The 17872-nt window shown below is 70.0% G+C and carries 20 protein-coding genes; 17 read left to right on the top strand and 3 right to left on the bottom strand.

Annotation, left to right across the window (positions count from 1 at the left end; translation table 11 throughout):
* Positions 1-13 precede the first annotated feature (13 nt).
* The 9 genes from CAL24_RS18905 to CAL24_RS18865 all read left to right on the top strand — a co-directional run bounded on the left by CAL24_RS18905 (position 14) and on the right by CAL24_RS18865 (position 6853).
* Positions 14-706 carry a molybdate ABC transporter substrate-binding protein gene (locus tag CAL24_RS18905; RefSeq protein ID WP_094807565.1) on the top strand — a complete coding sequence of 231 codons (693 nt, stop codon included), beginning with the start codon at positions 14-16 and terminating at the stop codon, positions 704-706.
* Between the two features lie 56 nt (positions 707-762).
* Positions 763-1632 carry a fumarylacetoacetate hydrolase family protein gene (locus tag CAL24_RS18900; RefSeq protein WP_094807564.1) on the top strand — a complete coding sequence of 290 codons (870 nt, stop codon included), beginning with the start codon at positions 763-765 and terminating at the stop codon, positions 1630-1632.
* Positions 1633-1696: 64 nt separating this feature from the next.
* Complete coding sequence (locus tag CAL24_RS18895) at positions 1697-2470, top strand: FadR/GntR family transcriptional regulator (protein WP_094807563.1); 774 nt, start codon at positions 1697-1699, stop codon at positions 2468-2470.
* Between the two features lie 61 nt (positions 2471-2531).
* Entirely contained in the window at positions 2532-3722 is a 1191-nt protein-coding gene (ribBA, locus tag CAL24_RS18890; protein ID WP_028352576.1) for a bifunctional 3,4-dihydroxy-2-butanone-4-phosphate synthase/GTP cyclohydrolase II, read from the top strand.
* Entirely contained in the window at positions 3719-4237 is a 519-nt protein-coding gene (gene ribH, locus CAL24_RS18885; protein ID WP_028352575.1) for a 6,7-dimethyl-8-ribityllumazine synthase, read from the top strand. The genes ribBA and ribH overlap by 4 nt, the downstream gene beginning before the upstream one ends.
* Complete coding sequence (gene nusB / locus CAL24_RS18880) at positions 4209-4721, top strand: transcription antitermination factor NusB (RefSeq protein ID WP_094807562.1); 513 nt, start codon at positions 4209-4211, stop codon at positions 4719-4721. Before ribH ends, nusB begins: the two co-directional genes overlap by 29 nt.
* Before the next feature lie 43 nt (positions 4722-4764).
* Entirely contained in the window at positions 4765-5742 is a 978-nt protein-coding gene (thiL, locus tag CAL24_RS18875; protein ID WP_094807561.1) for a thiamine-phosphate kinase, read from the top strand.
* A gap of 38 nt (positions 5743-5780) precedes the next feature.
* Positions 5781-6287 (top strand): phosphatidylglycerophosphatase A family protein, encoded by a 507-nt coding sequence (locus tag CAL24_RS18870; RefSeq protein ID WP_094807560.1) that lies wholly within the window; start codon positions 5781-5783, stop codon positions 6285-6287.
* A complete protein-coding gene (locus CAL24_RS18865; RefSeq protein WP_028352571.1) occupies positions 6284-6853 on the top strand; it encodes a CinA family protein in 570 nt (189 codons plus the stop codon). The genes CAL24_RS18870 and CAL24_RS18865 overlap by 4 nt, the downstream gene beginning before the upstream one ends.
* 36 nt (positions 6854-6889) lie before the next feature.
* On the opposite strand, the gene pyrF is transcribed toward CAL24_RS18865, so the two are convergent.
* The 3 genes from pyrF to CAL24_RS18850 are packed head-to-tail and all read right to left on the bottom strand — an operon-like array spanning position 6890 to position 9470.
* Positions 6890-7708, bottom strand: coding sequence for an orotidine-5'-phosphate decarboxylase (gene pyrF / locus CAL24_RS18860; RefSeq protein WP_028352570.1), 819 nt, complete (start codon positions 7706-7708; stop codon positions 6890-6892).
* A gap of 4 nt (positions 7709-7712) precedes the next feature.
* A complete protein-coding gene (locus CAL24_RS18855; RefSeq protein WP_028352569.1) occupies positions 7713-9041 on the bottom strand; it encodes an NAD(P)/FAD-dependent oxidoreductase in 1329 nt (442 codons plus the stop codon).
* Between the two features lie 33 nt (positions 9042-9074).
* Positions 9075-9470 (bottom strand): diacylglycerol kinase, encoded by a 396-nt coding sequence (locus CAL24_RS18850; RefSeq protein WP_028352568.1) that lies wholly within the window; start codon positions 9468-9470, stop codon positions 9075-9077.
* A gap of 177 nt (positions 9471-9647) precedes the next feature.
* On the opposite strand from CAL24_RS18850, the gene CAL24_RS18845 reads away from it, so the two are divergent.
* From CAL24_RS18845 to CAL24_RS18810, 8 genes are all read left to right on the top strand, one after another.
* Positions 9648-10352: a FadR/GntR family transcriptional regulator gene (locus CAL24_RS18845; RefSeq protein WP_028352567.1), complete on the top strand. Its 705-nt coding sequence runs from the start codon at positions 9648-9650 to the stop codon at positions 10350-10352.
* Positions 10349-11380, top strand: coding sequence for an L-idonate 5-dehydrogenase (locus tag CAL24_RS18840; RefSeq protein ID WP_094807559.1), 1032 nt, complete (start codon positions 10349-10351; stop codon positions 11378-11380). The genes CAL24_RS18845 and CAL24_RS18840 overlap by 4 nt, the downstream gene beginning before the upstream one ends.
* Before the next feature lie 71 nt (positions 11381-11451).
* A complete protein-coding gene (locus CAL24_RS18835) occupies positions 11452-12426 on the top strand; it encodes a sialic acid TRAP transporter substrate-binding protein SiaP (protein ID WP_028352565.1) in 975 nt (324 codons plus the stop codon).
* A 66-nt stretch (positions 12427-12492) separates the two neighbouring features.
* Positions 12493-13131, top strand: a complete 639-nt coding sequence (locus CAL24_RS18830; RefSeq protein ID WP_094807558.1) for a TRAP transporter small permease — start codon at positions 12493-12495, stop codon at positions 13129-13131.
* A gap of 26 nt (positions 13132-13157) precedes the next feature.
* Positions 13158-14561 carry a TRAP transporter large permease gene (locus tag CAL24_RS18825; RefSeq protein ID WP_028352563.1) on the top strand — a complete coding sequence of 468 codons (1404 nt, stop codon included), beginning with the start codon at positions 13158-13160 and terminating at the stop codon, positions 14559-14561.
* A gap of 60 nt (positions 14562-14621) precedes the next feature.
* Entirely contained in the window at positions 14622-15368 is a 747-nt protein-coding gene (locus CAL24_RS18820; protein ID WP_028352562.1) for an SDR family oxidoreductase, read from the top strand.
* 46 nt (positions 15369-15414) lie between these two features.
* On the top strand, positions 15415-16281 hold the full coding sequence (locus CAL24_RS18815) for a fumarylacetoacetate hydrolase family protein (RefSeq protein WP_028352561.1): 867 nt from the start codon (positions 15415-15417) through the stop codon (positions 16279-16281).
* 29 nt (positions 16282-16310) lie between these two features.
* Positions 16311-17849 (top strand): UxaA family hydrolase, encoded by a 1539-nt coding sequence (locus CAL24_RS18810; RefSeq protein WP_094807557.1) that lies wholly within the window; start codon positions 16311-16313, stop codon positions 17847-17849.
* Positions 17850-17872 lie beyond the last annotated feature (23 nt).

The raw sequence follows: 17872 nt of genomic DNA, 5'->3' as shown, positions 1-17872 counted from the left end.
TGAAGGAGCATGCATGAAGCTGTCCATCTTGAGCGGGGGCGCCGCCCTGGGCCTGGTCGAGCACGTCCGCACGCGGTTCGAGGCCGAGGCCGGGTGCCGGATCGTGGGCGAATTCGGCGCCGTGGGCGCCATGCAGGAAAAGCTGCTGGCGGGCGCCGAGTGCGATATCGTGATCCTGTCGCGCAAGCTGGTCGACGGCCTGGCCGGCGACGGCAAGGTCCGGCCGGCCAGTATGCGCGACCTGGGAGTGGTCAGCACCGGGGTGGGCGTCAAGGCGGGCAGCCCGCCCGTGGCGGTGGATACGCCGGAGGCCTTCGGGCGCGCCCTGCTGGACGCCGACGCGGTGTACGTGCCCGACATGCAGCGCTCCACGGCCGGTCAGCACATGAAGCAGGTTTTCCAGCGGCTCGGCGTGCTGGACGCCATTGCGGCGAAGGTCAGGGAGTTTCCCAACGGCGCCACGGCCATGAAGGCGATGGCCGAGGCGCCCGGCCGGCCGGTGGGCTGCACCCAGATCACCGAGATCCTGTACAGCCCCGGGGTGCGGGCCGTCGGGCTGCTGCCCGCGGGCTGCGAACTGGACACGGTATACACGGCGGCCGTGACCACGGACGCGCGCGAGGCGGCCCTGGCGGGCCGGCTGCTCGACCTGCTGGCCGGCCGCGACCTGGACGCCTACAAGAATGCCCACGGGTTCAAGGTCTGATCCCGGGCGCCGAGCCGCGCGAGGCGACGCCAATTGTCAACCAGAGAGGAAATGAAGTGAGGCTAGCTGCATACGAAGAGCGGGGCGTTCCCCGCATCGGCATTGTGTCGGAGGACGGCGGATCGCTCCGGCCCCTGGACCTGGACGGCGTGGACGCCAGGGCCGGCATCCTGCCCTTGATCACCGCGCAGATCCCCCTGGCCGAGCTCGCCGCCCGGGCGGGCCCCGCGCAGCCGCTGCGCGGGCTGCGCCTGCGCGCGCCGGTGCCGCGTCCGGCGCGCAATGTCTTTTGCGTGGGGCGCAATTACCATGAGCACGCCAACGAGCTGTCCGGCTCCATCTTCAAGGACAGCAAGGATGGCGAGGCATGGCCCATCATTTTCTCGAAGGTGCCCGAGTCGGTCGTGGGGCCGGCCGACGACGTGCGCCTGCCCGAGGGAATTTCCGCGGAGATCGACTACGAGGCCGAGTTGTGCGTGGTGATCGGCAAGCAGGGCAAGAACATTGCCGCGGCCGATGCGGCCGGCTACATCTACGGCTACACCATCGTCAACGACGTGACCGCCCGCGATGTGCAGCAGCGCCACCGCCAATGGCACCTGGGCAAGTCGTTCGACACCTTCTGCCCGATGGGCCCCTGGATCGTCACGGCCGACGAGCTGGACGCCGGCAATCTCCACATCCGCTGCCTGGTCAATGGCGAGGTGCGGCAAGCGGCCAATACGCGCGACCTGATTTTCGACCTCGGCGCCATCATCGAGAACTGCTCGCGCGGCATCACGCTGTATCCCGGCGACGTCATCGCGACGGGCACCCCGGCCGGCGTCGGGATGGGCATGGACCCGCCGCGCTTCCTGAAGCACGGCGATGTGGTGCGGGTCGAGATCCAGGGCATCGGCCACATTGAGAACGTGTTCAAGGTATAGTGTATGGATGCCGCCCGCGGGCGGCATCCATCCCAGGAACACCAGCCATCCCGTGTGAAATGCCATGAGCAGCCAGGTGCTCTCGTCCGCGCTCGAGCAACACCGCACGCAGGGCGCCCCGGCGGCAGATCCGGCGCGTCCGGAGGGCTCCGCGGCGGCCTTCGCGCCCTCCGGCTCGCAGGCGGCCGGGCGGTTCCTGCAGGCCCTTGGCGAACAGCTCGCGAGCGGTGCGCTGCCGCCCGGGGCCCGGCTGCCGGCCGAGCGCGCGCTGGCCGAGCAATTCGGCATCTCGCGCGGCACCGTGCGCCGGGCGCTCAAGCAACTGGAATCCGAAGGCCGCGTCGTCAGCGTGCGCGGCAGCGGCACGTTCGTGCAGCCGGTGGCCGACGGCCTGGCCGCGCCGGCCGGCCTGCCCCGGCTGGCCAGCCCGGCCGAGCTGCTGGAAGCCCGCCTGTACATCGAGCCCCTGCTGCCGGAACTGATCGTGCGCAACGCGCGCGCCGACGACTTCCTGGCCATGGAGCAGTGCCTGCGGCGGGCCGAGCAGGCCCGCACCATGGCTGAATTCGAGCAGCTGGACCACGAACTGCACCGGCTGTTCGCGGTGGCCACGCACAATTCCTTCTTCATCCACATCATGGACCTGGTCGGCAAGGCCCGCACGGACGGCGGCTGGGGGGTCCTGAAAGAGCGCAGTTACACGCCCGAGCGCCATCGCCAGTACATGGCGCAGCACCGCGCCATCGTCGAGGCGCTCAAGAACCGCGACCTGGACGAGTCGCGCAGGCTGATCACCGAGCACCTGGTGCTGATCCGCAAGAACCTGTTCGGCGACTGACCCGGCCCGGCCCGCCCCAGGGGCGGTAAAATCAACGTTTTCCCGCCTGTCTGCAGATCCCATGTCCGCCCCGCTCGCCTCCATCGCACCCGGCTCCGCCCCGGAATCCTTCGGCATCGCCTCGGTGGCCGAGATCATCGCCGAACTGCGCGCCGGCCGCATCGTCATCCTGGTCGACGAAGAAGACCGCGAGAACGAGGGCGACCTGGTCATGGCCGCCGAGTTCGTGACGCCCGAGGCCATCAATTTCATGGTCACCCACGGCCGCGGCCTGGTGTGCCTGACTCTCACTGAAGAACGCTGCCGCCAGCTCGACCTGCCGCTCATGGCCAGCCGCAACGGCACCCGCTACGGCACCAACTTCACCCAGTCGATCGAGGCCGCCGAGGGCGTCGAGACCGGCATCTCGGCGGCCGACCGCGCCCACACCATCCGCGTGGCGGTGGCGCGCGACGCCAAGCCCAGCGACCTGGTCCAGCCCGGCCACATCTTCCCGGTGCGGGCGGTGCCCGGCGGCGTGCTGGTGCGCGCCGGCCACACCGAGGCCGGCTGCGACCTCACCGCCATGGCGGGCCTGACGCCGGCCGCCGTCATCTGCGAGATCCTCAACCCCGACGGCACCATGGCGCGCCTGCCCGACCTGGTCCGGTTCGCGCGCCAGCACGACCTGAAGATCGGCACCATCGCCGACCTCATCCAGTACCGCAGCGAACACGAATCGGTCGTGCAGCGCGTGGGCGAGCGCCCCATGCACACCGCCTGGGGCGAGTTCCGCGCCGTGGCCTACAAGGACACCGCCAGCGGTTCGGCCCACCTGGCGCTGGTGCACGGCGCCATCGACCCGCAGGCCGAGACCCTGGTGCGGGTGCACGAGCCGGCCTCCATCCTCGACGCGCTCGACACCGGCGCCACCGCGCACAGCTGGGGCGTGGGCCGCGCGCTGCGCGCCATCGCCGAGTCGCCGGCCGGGGTGGTGGTGCTGATGAACTGCCAATCGTCCACCGAGCACCTGTTCCAGCAGATCGCCAGCTGGGCCGAGCCCGACCCCCGCCAGGCCAGCCGCGACGGCGACCGCTACGGGCTGCGCACCTACGGCATCGGCGCGCAGATCCTGCGCGACCTGAACGTCGGCCGCATGCGGCTGCTGGCGCGCCCGCGCAAAATGCCCAGCATGGCCGGCTTCTCGCTCACCATTACAGGTTACGATTGCGACCCCTCCACCCCCGCCACCCAGACCAAGGCCGACACATGAATCCTTACATCCTTACCCCCGACCTGAACGGCGAAGGGCTGCACATCGGCATCGTGCGCGCCCGCTTCAACGAGGAAATCGGCCAGGCCGAGCTGGACGCCTGCCTGCAGCAACTGGGCGAGATGGGCGTGGACGAGCGCGACATCATGGTCGTCTCGGTGCCCGGCGCGCTCGAACTGGGCGTGGCGCTGTCGCACATGGCCGAAACCTTCGAATTCGACGCGCTCATCGCCCTGGGGGCGGTCATCCGCGGAGAGACCTATCATTTCGAGGTGGTCAGCAACGAGATGGCGCGGGCGATTTCCCGCATTTCCCTGGAAACCGGCATTCCGGTGGCCAACGGCGTCCTGACCGTCGATACTGACGAGCAGGCGCAGGCCCGCGCCGCGGGCAAGGGCCGCGACTGCGCCCAGACGGCCGTCGAGATGGCCAACCTGGTGGCGGCGCTCGAGCCCGAAGAAGACGACGAAGACGAGGACGAAGATTTTGACGACGAAGAAGACGACCGCCGCTGATAGCGCGGCGCAGGCGCGCGCCAGCGCCCGCAGCGCGCGCCGCCGCGCCCGCGAGTTCGCGCTGCAGGGCGTGTACGCCTGGCTGCTGCGCGGCGGCGAGGGCACGCAGGACGCCGGCGAAATCGACGCGCACCTGCGCGATGCCGACGATTTCTCCGAAGCCGACGCGCAGTGGTTCAAGACGCTGCTGCACGGCGTGCTGCGCGAGGCCCCCGGCCTGCGCGAACGCTTCACGCCGTATATCGACCGTCCGCTCGACGAGCTCTCGCCGGTCGAGCACGGCATCCTGCTGATCGGCAGCTACGAGCTGGCGCACCACCTCGAAGTGCCCTACAAGGTCGCCATCAACGAGGCGGTCGAACTGGCCAAATCGTTCGGCGGCACCGACGGCTTCAAGTTCGTCAACGGGGTGCTCGACAAACTGGCCGCCGATGTCCGCGCGGACGAGGTGCGGGCCGCGGCGGCGCAACGCCGCCAGAGTTGACCCGCGCCGGGGCGGGCCGGCCGGCGTCCGCCCGCGCGCCGGCATGGAGACCATCTTGGCGTCCGAATTCGACCTGATCGCGCGTTACTTCACCCGGCCGGCGCCGGCCGGCATGCTGGGGGTGGGCGACGATTGCGCGCTGTTCCCGGCGCCGGCCGGCATGCATATCGCCACCAGCACCGACCTGCTCATCCAGGGCCGCCACTTCTTCCCGGACGTGGATCCCGCGGCGCTGGGGCACAAGGCGCTGGCCGTCAACCTGTCGGACCTGGCCGCCATGGGCGCCCGCCCGATCGGCTGCGTGCTGGGGCTGGCCCTGCCGCAGGCCAGCGAATCCTGGCTGGCCGGCTTCGCCCAAGGCTTCCACGGCCTGGCCGACCGGCACGGCTGCCCGCTGATGGGCGGCGACACCACCCGCAGCCCGCATGACCTTGCCATCAGCGTCACCGTGTTCGGCGCGGTCGCGCCGGAGCGCGCGCTGCGCCGCGATGCCGCGCGCGCCGGCGACGATATCTGGGTATCGGGCGCGCTGGGCGCGGCCGATGTCGCCTACCGCCTGCTCGATGGCCAGCTGCCCGCCGATCCGCAGCGGCTCGCCGCCACGCGCCGCGCGCTCGAGTGGCCCGAGCCGCGCGTGGCGCTGGGGCAGGCGCTGGGCGGGCTGGCCCGCGCCGCCATCGATATTTCCGACGGCCTGCTGCAGGACCTGGCGCATGTGCTCGAGGCCAGCGGGGTCGGCGCCCACTTGGCGTACGAGACGCTGCCGGTCGCCCCGGCGCTGCGCGGCCTGCCGGCCGCGACGGTATCGCGCGCCGTGCTGGGCGGCGGCGACGTCTACGAACTGTGTTTCACCGCCGCGCCCGGCGATCGCGAGCGGGTGCGGGCCGCCGCGGCCGCCGCCGGCGTGCCGGTGACGCCCATCGGCCGCGTCGACCCGCGCCCCGGCATCGTGGTGGCCGATGCCGATGGCCGGCCCCTTGCCGACCTGCCGCGCGGCTTCGACCATTTCCTGGCTTCCTGACCATGTCCTCATCCTCCGGCGATTCGTCCTCTCCGTCCATGAGCGCCCGGGCGCGCGTGACCTTCCCCCCGGCGCGCTGGGTGACGCACGGCCCCGGCCGCCTGATCGCCTTCGGCTTTGGCAGCGGCCTGCTGCGGCCCGCCTCGGGCACCTGGGGCACGCTGCTGGCATGGTTGATCTGGGTCGCCGCCGCGCCGGCCGCCTCCGACCTGGCGCTGGCGATCTTCCTGGCGGTGGCGTTCGCCTACGGCTGCTGGGCGTGCCAGCGCGTGGCCCGCGAACTGCAGGTGCATGACCACGTCGGCATCGTGTGGGACGAGATGGTGGCCTTCTGGCTGGTGCTGTGGCTCACGCCCGACACCTTCGCCGCGCAGTTGCTGGCGTTCGGGCTGTTCCGCCTGTTCGATATTGCCAAGCCGCCGCCCATCAAATACTTTGATGCCAAGGTCAAGGGCGGCTTCGGTGTCATGTGGGACGACATCGTGGCGGCCGCCTACGCCTTGCTGGTCATGGCGATCGTCGTGCGCCTGGGAGTCTTCGCATGAGTACGCAGCACAAGCCCGTGCCGGGGCTGGCGCCGGCCTCGCTGTCGCAGGCCCAGGCCCTGGGCCTGGCCGAACGCCTGGGGGCGGCCCTGCAGCGCCGCGGCTGGGTCATGGGCACCGCCGAGTCCTGCACCGGCGGCCTGCTGGCCGGCGCCGTCACCGCCGTGGCCGGCTCCAGCGCATGGTTCGAGCGCGGCTTTGTCACCTACAGCAATGCCGCCAAGGTGGCGGAACTCGGCGTGTCGGCCGACACCTTGGACCGCTACGGCGCCGTCAGCGAGGCGGTCGCCCTGGAAATGGCCAATGGCGTGCTGCTGGCCAGCTCCGGCATGCAGATCGCCGCCTCGACCACCGGCATTGCCGGTCCCGGCGGCGCCACGCCGGGCAAGCCGGTGGGCATGGTGTGCTTCGGCTTCGCCATGCGCGGCGCCGACGGCATCACCTCGCGCGCCTTCACGCAGGTGTTTCCGGGCGACCGCGCCCAGGTCCGCCAGGGGTCGGTGGTCTATGCGCTGCGCGGCCTGCTGGAGCTGATCGGCGAGCCGGTCAACCGCAGCCGGCCCTAAGGCCGATTCCCGGCCGGCCCGAAGCAACCGGCCCTGCTACCGGACCGCGTTGATCGCGTCGCGCAGCCCGCGCGCCGCGTCGGCCGCCGCCTGGCGCCAGTCGTCGGCGCCGCTGGCATACAGGATGGCGCGCGACGAATTGATCATCATGCCGGTGCCGGCCGCGTTGCGGCCGGCGTTCACGGTGGCGGTGATGTCGCCGCCCTGCGCGCCGATGCCCGGCACCAGCAGCGGCACGGCATCGCCGATGCGCTGCCGCACCGCGGCCAGTTCGTTGGGGAAGGTGGCGCCGACCACCAGGCCGCATTGGCCGTCGGCGTTCCATTTGTCGGCCACCAGGCCGGCCACCCGCAGGTACAGCGGCTCGCCGTCGTCCAGCTTCAGGAACTGCAGGTCCGAGCCGCCAGGGTTCGAGGTGCGGCACAGCACGATCACGCCGCGGTCTTTCCAGCCCAGGTAGGGTTCGACGGAATCCAGCCCCATGTACGGGCTGACCGTCAGGGCGTGCGCGCCGTAGCGTTCGTAGGCTTCGCGCGCGTAATGCTCGGCGGTCGAGCCGATGTCGCCGCGCTTGGCGTCCAGCACGATGGGCAGGCCGGGATGATGCGTGCGGATGTGCTCGCACAGGGCCTCGAGCTGGTCTTCGGCGCGATGCGCGGCGAAATAGGCGATCTGCGGCTTGAAGCTGCAGGCGAACGGCGCGGTGGCGTCGACGATCTCGCGGCAGAACTGGAAGATGGCGTCGGGCTTGCCGTCCAGTTCGCGCGGAAAGCGCTGCGGGTCCGGGTCGAGGCCGACCTGCAGCAAGGTGTTGCCGGCCGCCCAGGCTTGTTCGAGTTTTTGAATGAAAGTCATGGATTCAGTGCAGTTTGACCCGCGGGTGCGTGCGCCGCATGAGCAGGCGCGCCAGCGCCAGCGTGGCGGTGCGCCAGGTGCCCAGCACGGCGTGATGGTGCATCAGGTGCAGGCTCATGTACATCAAGCGCGCCAGTGTACCGCTGACGAACAGGCCGCGGCCCGCCAGCTTGCCCATCAGGCTGCCGACCCCGGCGTCCTGCCCCAGCGAAACCAGCGAGCCGTGGTCGCGGTACACATACGGGGCCTGCGGTTCGGCCTGGCCGCGGATGCGCGCGCCGATCTTGCGGCGCAGGTAGCTGGCCTGCTGGTGCGCGGCCTGGGCCCGGGCCGGCACGCTGCGGCCTTCGCCCATCGGCGCGGCGCAGCAGTCGCCCAGCGCCAGGATGTGCGGGTCGGGGGATTCCAGCCGTTCGTTCACCACCAGCTGGCCCAGGCGATTCAGCGGCATGTCCAGCGCGGCCATCAGCGGCAGGCCCTGGATGCCGGCCGCCCACATGCACAGCGCGGCGTCGAACTCGCGGCCGTCGGCGGTCTTGACGCTGTGCGCGGTGACTTCGGCGACCCGGCAGTCGGTCTCGACCCGGATGCCCAGCTCGGCCAGGCGCGCGTGCGCGGCGCGCGAGATCTTCTCGGGCAGGGCGGCCAGGATGCGCGGCGCGCCTTCGACCAGGGTGATGGCCAGGTCGCGGTCGGCCCGGAAATTGGGCAGGCCGTAGGCGGCCACGATGCCACCGGCCTCGTGCAGCTCGACCGCCAGCTCGACGCCGGTGGCGCCGCCGCCGACGATCACGATGTCGAGCCGGGCCGACGGGTCGCGCACCTTGGCCTGGTCCACCTGCACCATGGCCTTGAGCATGGTCAGGCGGAACGCCTCGGCGTTCTCGGTGGTGTCGAGCGTCACCGCGTGCTGCGCGGCGCCCGGCGTATTGAAGAAGTTCGACACGCTGCCCAGCGCCAGCACCAGGGTGTCGTAGGGCAGTTCGCGCTGCGGCAGCACCATGTCGCCCTGCGCGTCGAGCACCTGCCCGATGCGGACCGCGCGGCGCTCGCGGTCCACCGCCTGCAGTTCGCCCAGGGCGAACGTGAAGCCGCACAGGTTGGCCAGCATCAGGTACGACAGGCCTTCCTGGTAGATATCCAGGGTGCCGGCCGCCGCTTCGTGCAGGGAGGGCTTCCAGATGTGGATGGGGCGGCTGTCGACCAGGGTGACGCACTGCGGGCCGTATGCGCGCCCCAGCTTGGCGGCCAGCTCCAGGCCGCCGGCGCCGCCGCCGACGATGACTACGCGATGCGCGGGGCCGGACGCCGGCCGGGATGAGTCGTTAGCCATGCGTCGAGTATAGAGGGATAGCCGTTCGCCGGCTTATAAAAAGAAGCGGCTGATCGCCACGCCGGCCCACACGGCCACGGTGAACAGCAGCATCAGCATGACGGCCGCGCTGCCGAGGTCCTTGGCCCGGCCCAGCAGGGTGTGGGTTTCCACCGAGAGGGCGTCGGCCACGGCCTCGATCGCCGAATTGAGCAGTTCCACCACCAGCACCAGGATCACCGAGGCGATCAGGATGAAGACCTCGTCGGTGGTGCGCCCCAGGAAGAACGCGGCGGGGATCAGCAGGATCGCCAGCGCCAGTTCCTGGCGGAACGCCGCCTCGTATTTGATGGCGGCGCGCAGCCCCTGCAGCGAATAGCGCAGCGCGTTGAGGATGCGGCGCAGGCCGCCGGAGCTCTTGTAGGGGGAGGGGTGCGGATGGTGGGACATGAAGGCGTCAGGTGGGCGGTTCGTTCGGCGCGTCGTTTTTAACAGATTCGCATTGCCGACGTGGCGGCGCGGGCGCGCCGGGGGGGGGCCTACGCGCAAACCCTAATTGTGACGGAAGCAGGCTTGGGCGCAAGATGCGGCAAATTGGTAAGGCCACTTTACCTTCTTGCCGCTTATATGCCCTTTCAGCCCATCGAACCGCGCCGCCTGTACCGCCAGATCGCCGATCAGTTGCGGCTGCTGATCCAGGGCGGCGAATTCCCGGTCGGGGCGCGCCTGCCGCCGGAGCGCGACCTGGCGCTCAAGCTGGGCGTCTCGCGCCCGTCGGTGCGCGAGGCGCTGATCGCGCTCGAGGTCGAGGGGCTGGTCGAGGTGCGCATGGGATCGGGCATCTACGTGCGCAGCCGGGTGGCGGCCGACAGCGTGGTGGCGGAAAGCCCGCTCGAGACCATCCGGGCGCGCCGGCTCATCGAGAGCGAGCTGGCGGCCCAGGCGGCCGAACTGGCGCGGCCGGCCCAGGTGGCCGGGCTGCGGGAGGCGCTGCAGGCCATGCAGGAAGAGGCCGCCGCCGGCCAGGTGCCGATCCAGGGGGACCGCCTGTTCCACCTGCGCATCGCCGAGATATCCGGCAATTCCGTGCTGCTGCGGGTGGTGGGCGAGCTGTTCGACGAGCGCCACAACCCGCTGTCGGTCAAGCTGGGCGATTACTTCGAGAACCCGGCCAGCTGGCAGGCCGCCATTGGCGAGCACCGGCGCGTCGTCGAAGCGATCGCCGCCGGCGATGCGGCGGGCGCGCGCGAGGCCATGCACCACCACCTGTCGCGTTCGCACGACCGCCTCACCGCCAACTGGGCGCCCGCCGCCGACAAGGTGAAACCATGACGCTGGCCTGCAAGATCCACGGCGCGCGCGACCTGCGCCTGGAACCCGAGGAGCCGCCGCCGCTGGCGCCGCACGAGGTCGAGCTGCGGCTGGGCGCGGCCGGCATCTGCGGTTCGGACCTGCACTATTACCTGCACGGGCGCGTCGGCGCGTTCGTCATCCGCGAGCCGCTCATTCCCGGCCACGAGGCTTCGGCGGTGGTGCTGCGCACCGGCGGCGCGGTCACGCGCGTGCGCGCCGGCATGAAGGTCGCCATCAATCCCTCGCATCCGTGCGGCCGGTGCGACTACTGCCGCGCCGGGCGCGACAACCTGTGCCGCGACATGCGCTTCCTGGGCAGCGCCAGCGTCTATCCGCACGTGCAGGGCATGTTCCGCGAGCGCTTCATCATGGGCGAGCGCCAGCTCACTCCGGTCGACGAAGACATCTCGCTGGGCGAACTGGCCTGCGCCGAGCCGCTGTCCATCGGCCTGCACGGCGTCAATCGTGCCGGGTCGCTGCTGGGCAAGACCGTGCTGGTCACCGGCGGCGGCACCATCGGCTGCATGACCGTCATGGCCGCGCGCCTGGCGGGCGCCGCGCGCATCGTGGTGGCCGACATCGCCGAGCGGCCGCTGCAGATGGCGCGCCAGGTGGGCGCCGACGATGCCGTACGCGCCGACGCCGCGGCAGTGGGCGACCTGGCCGACCTGGCCGACGTGGCGATCGAGGCGGCCGGCAGCCCCGCAGCGCTGGGCACCTGCCTGGCGGCCGTGCGCCGCGGCGGGCGCATCGTCCAGGTCGGCACCTTGCCGGCCGAGGGCATGCCGTTTCCCGCCAACGACATCATGGCGCGCGAACTGGACTACGTCGGGGCGTTCCGCGCCGGCATCGAATTCGACTGGGCCGTCACGTTCCTGCGCACGCGCAGGGTCGACGTGCGGCCGTTGATGAGCGCGCAGTTGCCGCTCGAGCGCGCGGTCGAGGCCTTCGAACTGGCCGCCGACCGCGCGCGCAGTACCAAGGTGCAGCTCGTATGTGAATCCTGACCACCACCAAAGGCAGCGGCAACCCATAACAACACGCCGCCACCTGCTCAACCTCACGAGAGGAGACAACGATGAAGCAAGGCAATGCCGTCAAGGCGCTACTGGCCGCCGTCGCGCTGGCCGCATCGGGTAGCGCGCTGGCCCAGACCAAGCTGAAGTGGGCGCACGTGTACGAGACTTCCGAGCCCTTCCATACCAGTTCGGTGTGGGCGGCCCAGGAAATCGAGAAGCGCACCAATGGCCGCTACCACATCGATGTTTACCCGGCCTCGCAGCTCGGCAAGGAAAACGACATCAACCAGGGCCTGACGCTGGGCACGGTGGACATGATCATTTCCGGCTCCAGCTTCGCCGCCAAGAGCTTCCCGCGCATCGGCGTCACCTACTACCCCTACACATTCCGCGATCCCGAGCACCTGCTGGCCTACACCAAGAGCGATATCTACAAGACGCTGACCCAGGGCTACGAGGAGAAAAGCGGCAACCACATCGTCGCCACCACCTATTACGGCACGCGCCACACCACCTCCAACCGCGCCTTCACCACCTGCCCGGAAATGCAGGGCCTGAAGATGCGCGTGCCCGACGTGCCGGCCTACCTGGCGATGCCGCGCGCCTGCGGCGCCAATACCTCGCCGATCGCCTTCGCCGAAGTCTACCTGGCGCTGCAGAACGGCACGGTCGAGGCGCAGGAGAACCCGCTCACCACCATCGAAGCCAAGAAGTTCTTCGAGGTGCAGAAGAACATCGTGCTGACGGGCCACATCGTCGACCATCTCAACACGGTCATCTCCGGCAAGCTCTGGAAGAGCCTGTCCGAGGAAGACCGCAAGATCTTCGCCGAGGTGGCCCAGCAAGCCGCCGCCACCGCGTCGGTGGAAGTGGCCAAGCGCGAGAAGGAACTGGTGGAGGTGTTTCGCCAGAAGGGCCTGAACGTCGCGGAAGTCGACACGGCGGGCTTTCGCGACACCGTGCTGAAGAAGGTGCCGTTCGAGCAGTACGGCTACGAGAAGGCCGACTGGGACCGGATCCAGGCCGTCAAGTAAGCGTACGCGCGGCCTGGCCGGCGCGGCGCGCCGCCCGGCCAGCCGGCAACCGACAGGGGGAATGCCATGCACATCGACAGCGGGGCCGCGCCGCCGGCCATGGCCCAGTACCGGGGCGAGGACGGCCGCGCCGCGGCCGAGTCGCACCAGACCGCGGTCGAATCCATCGTCCACAGCTTCGAGGAGGCCGACGAACAGCAGCAGCATGTCAGCCTGTCGGGCTATGCGTTCGAGGACTGGTTCTGCCTGGCTCTGTTCTGGGTCATGGGGGCGCTGGTCTTCCTGCAGTTCTTCACGCGCTACGTGCTCAACGACTCGTTCGCCTGGACCGAGGAACTGGCCGTCTACGCGCTGATCGGCGTGGTGTTCATGGGCTCGGCCATGTGCGTGCGGATGTGCCGCCACATCCAGGTCGATTTCCTGTACCGCTACCTGCCCAAGGGCCTGGCGCGCGTGCTGGCCACCCTGATCGACCTGCTGCGCACGCTGTTCTTCGGCTATGCCGTCTGGCTGGTGTACCGCTATATCGACCTGGTGGGCGTGGAGCCCATGACTACCATTTTCTGGGACAAGGCGTATGTGTACTGGCTGGCCCTGGCCGGCTTCGTGATGATGTTCGTGCGCTCGGTGCAGGTCAGCGTGCAGAACTGGCGCCAGGGATATTCCGCGCTGGAGAACCCCGCCGCCTACCAGAGCCAGGACTGACGCGCCGCGCGCGACGAGGAGCCAGTATGGGAATCTTGATCGGAACTTTCCTGTTGTTGATGATCTTCGGCGTGCCGGTGGCCGTTTCGATGGCCGGCGCCTCGCTGTTGTTCGTGCTGTGGTCGGGCAGCGTGCCCGACGTGGTGGTGGCGCAGCGCATGATCGCCGGCGTGGAGTCGTTCCCGCTGCTGGCGGTGCCGTTCTTCATCCTGGCCGGCAACCTGATGAACATCGCCGGCATCACCGGCCGCATCTACAACTTCGCGGTCGCCCTGGTGGGCTGGATGCGCGGCGGGCTGGGCCAGGTGAACATCGTCGGCTCGGTGGTGTTCGCCGGCATGTCGGGCACCGCCATCGCCGATGCGGCCGGGCTGGGCACCATCGAGATCAAGGCCATGAAGGACCACGGCTACCAGACCGAGTTCGCGGTGGGCGTCACCGCGGCCTCGGCCACGCTGGGGCCCATCCTGCCGCCGTCGCTGCCGTTCGTCATCTACGGCATGATGGCCAACGTGTCGATCGGCTCGCTGTTCCTGGCCGGCGTGGTGCCCGGCGCCGTGCTGACGCTGCTGATGATGTTCACCGTGGCGTATTTCGCGCGCAAGAACAACTGGGGCGGCGACGTGCCGTTTAACTGGAAGCGCCTGGGCGGCGCCTCGGTGGAAGTGCTGGTGGTGCTGGCCTTCCCGTTCACCATCTGGCTGATGACGCGCTATGGCGTGTCGGCCAATGTCGCCACCCTGGTCGCCTTCGCGGCGCTGCTGGCGGCCGACTGGTACTTCGATTTTTCGGCCGTCATGGCGCTGATGGCGCCGGTGATCCTGATCGGCGGCATGACAATGGGCTGGTTCACCCCCACCGAGGCCGCCGTGGCGGCGGTGATCTGGGCGCTGTTCCTGGGCCTGGTGCGCTACCGCTCCATGACCCTGCGCACCCTGGCCAAGGCCACTTTCGACACCATCGAGACCACCGCGTCGGTGCTGTTCATCGTGACCGCCGCGTCGGTGTTCGCCTGGCTGCTCACCACCACCCAGGCCGCCCAGGCGCTGACCGACGCCATCCTGGCCGTGACCGACAACAAATGGGTGTTCCTGCTGCTGGCCAACGTGCTGATCCTGGTGGTGGGCTGCTTCATCGACACCATCGCGGCCATCACCATCCTGGTGCCGATCCTGCTGCCCCTGGTGCTGAAGCTGGGCATCGACCCGATCCATTTCGGCCTGGTCATGACGCTGAACCTGATGATCGGCCTGCTGCATCCGCCGCTGGGCATGGTGCTGTTCGTGCTGGCGCGGGTCTCGAAGCTGTCGGTGGAGCGCACCACCATGGCGATCCTGCCGTGGCTGGTACCGCTGTTTCTCGCGCTGATCGTCATTACCTATGTGCCCGGCGTCAGCATGTGGCTGCCCGACATGGTGGGTGGGCGCTGACGGCGGGCTTCGTCGCCGGCGCGGCCGCCGGTTCTTGACTTGCATCGAGGAGTTGCTGGCATGCCTGGCAGATTGGAAGGGAAAACCGCATTCGTCACCGCGGCCGGACAAGGCATCGGCCGCGCCACCGCCCTGGCGTTCGCCCGCGAGGGCGCGCGGGTCGTCGCGACCGACCTGAACCCGCAGTCGCTGCACGACGTGGCCGGTTGCGCGACGCGGGTGCTCGACGTGACCGATGCGCAGGCGGTGGCCCGCGCGGCGGCCGAGGCCGGCCCGGTGGACGTGCTGTTCAACGGCGCGGGCTTCGTGCATGCCGGCACCATCCTCGATTGCGACGAAGCGGCCTGGGACTTTTCCTTCGACCTGAACGTGCGCGCCATGTACCGGCTGATCCGCGCCTTCCTGCCCGGCATGATCGCGCGCGGCGGCGGCTCGATCGTCAACATGGCCTCGGTCGCCTCCAGCGTGAAGGGCGCGCCCAACCGGTTCGTGTACGGCACCACCAAGGCGGCCGTCATCGGCCTGACCAAATCCGTGGCGGCCGACTTCGTGGGGCAGGGCGTGCGCTGCAATGCCATCTGCCCCGGCACCGTCGAGTCGCCTTCGCTGCGCCAGCGCATTGCCGCGCAGGCGCGCGCCAGCGGCCAGAGCGACGCCGCCGTGGAGGCCGCCTTCGTGGCCCGCCAGCCCATGGGGCGCATCGGCCGCGCCGAGGAGATCGCCGCCCTGGCGGTCTACCTGGCCAGCGACGAATCGGCTTTCACCACCGGCACCGCCCAGGTCATCGACGGCGGCTGGTCCAATTGAGGCTCGTGCATACCGGATCACCTGCATCACTACGAGGAAACCACTGATGAAACTGCTGCGTTATGGCGCCAAGGGCGCCGAGAAACCCGGCCTGGTCGACGCGCAAGGCCGCGTGCGGGACCTGTCCGGCAAGATCGCCGACATCACGGCCGAAACGCTCACCGAGGCGGGTCTGGCGCCGCTGCGCGCCCTCGAGGCGGAGGCGTTGCCGGTGGTCGAGCGGCCCGGCCGCATCGCGCCGCCCTGGCGCGGCATGGGCAAGTTCGTCTGCATCGGGCTGAACTACGCCGACCACGCGGCCGAGTCCGGCCTGCCGGTGCCGCAGGAACCGGTCGTTTTCATGAAGACCACCAGCGCGGTGATCGGCTGCAACGATGCCGTCGTGCTGCCGCGCGACTCGCGCAAGAGCGACTGGGAGGTCGAGCTGGGCGTGGTCATCGGGCGCAAGGCGCGCTATGTGGAAGAAGCCGATGCGCTGGCCCACGTGGCCGGCTACTGCGTCGTCAACGATCTGTCCGAGCGCGAATACCAGATCGAGCGCGGCGGCACCTGGGACAAGGGCAAGGGCTGCGACACTTTCGGCCCGGTGGGGCCCTGGCTGGTCACGGCCGACGAAGTGGCCGACCCGCAGGCGCTGGACCTGTGGCTGGAAGTCAACGGCAAGCGCATGCAGGACGGCAACACGCGCACCATGGTGTTCGGCGTGGCCCAGCTGGTCAGCTACGTCAGCCGCTTCATGACGCTGTATCCGGGCGATTTGATCAGCACCGGCACGCCGCCGGGCGTGGGCATGGGCCAGAAGCCCGCCGCCGTGTACCTGCAGCCGGGCGACGTGATGCGCCTGGGCATCGCCGGCCTGGGCGAGCAGCAGCAGCGCGTGCACGCCTGGGACCCGCAACTGATCGACGGCTAGGCCGGTCCACCCCAACAGGAGCCCACGCCATGGACGCGCCCGGCGACAACCCCGTCATCCGCATCCACCCCGCCGACAACGTCGTCATCGCGCGGCGCCAATTGGTGGGCGGCACGCCGCTGCCCGCCGAAGGCGTCAGCGTGGCCGGCCTGGTGCCGCCGGGCCACAAGGTGGCCGTGAGCGCCATCGCTGCCGGCGAGCCGGTGCGGCGCTACAACCAGATCATCGGCGTGGCGCGCCAGGACATCGCGCCCGGCCAGCACGTGCACACGCACAACCTGGCGTTCTCCGATTTCGAGCGCGACTATGCGGTCGGGCAGGACGCGCACCCCACCCGCTACGTCGCCGAGCCGGCCAGCTTCCAGGGCATCGTGCGCGCCGACGGCCGCATCGCCACGCGCAACTATATCGGCGTGCTGACTTCGGTGAACTGCTCGGCCACGGTGGCGCGCGCCATCGCCGATCATTTCCGGCGCGATATCCGCCCCGAGGCGCTGGCGGCTTATCCGCATGTCGATGGCGTGGTGGCGCTCACGCACGGCGCCGGCTGCGCCACCGGCAGCGACGGCGAGCCGCTGCGCGTGTTGCGCCGCACCCTGGGGGGCTACGCGCGCCATCCCAATTTCGCCGCGCTGATGGTGGTGGGGCTGGGCTGCGAAACCAACCAGATCGGCGGCCTGATGGAACAGGAAGGCCTGCGGGAAAGCGGCCGCCTGCAGACCTTCAGCATCCAGGGCACGGGCGGCACGCGCCGCGCCGTGGCGCGCGGCATCGAACTGGTCGAGCGCATGCTGGACGACGCCAACCGCGCGCAACGCCAGGCGGTGCCGGCCAGTCACCTGACGGTCGGCCTGCAATGCGGCGGCTCGGACGGCTATTCGGGCATCAGCGCCAACCCCGCGCTCGGCGCGGCGGTGGACTTGCTGGTGCGCCACGGCGGCGCCGCCATCCTGTCGGAAACGCCGGAGATCTACGGCGGCGAACACCTGCTGACGCGCCGGGCAGTGTCGCCGGCGGTCGCCGACAAGCTGCTGGCGCGGCTGCGCTGGTGGGAAGACTACTGCGCCCGCAACGATGCCGAGATGGACAACAACCCGTCGGCCGGCAACAAGGCGGGCGGCCTGACCACCATCCTGGAGAAATCGCTGGGCGCCATCGCCAAGAGCGGCACCACCAACCTGGTCGACGTGTACGAGTATGCGCAGCCGGTCACCGCGCGCGGCCTGGTGTTCATGGACACGCCGGGCTACGACCCGGTCTCGGCCACCGGCCAGGTGGCGGGCGGCGCCAACCTGATCTGTTTCACCACCGGGCGCGGCTCGGCCTACGGGTGCGCGCCGGCGCCCTCGCTGAAGCTGGCCACCAATACCGAGCTGTGGCGGCGCCAGGAGGACGACATCGACATCAATTGCGGCGAAGTGGTCGACGGCAGCAGCGATGTGCAGGCCATGGGCGAGCGCATTTTCCGCCTGATGCTGGATACCGCGTCCGGGCGTCGCAGCAAGAGCGAGATCCACGGCTACGGGCAGAACGAATTCGTGCCCTGGCAGCTGGGGGCGGTGATGTAGCGCCATTCCGGCGCGCGGCGCGG

Source organism: Bordetella genomosp. 2 (assembly GCF_002261345.1).
Classification (GTDB): Bacteria; Pseudomonadota; Gammaproteobacteria; order Burkholderiales; family Burkholderiaceae_B; genus Bordetella_A.
Note: the sequence above shows the minus strand (reverse complement) of the source record. Positions and strands in the feature narration are given on the sequence as shown.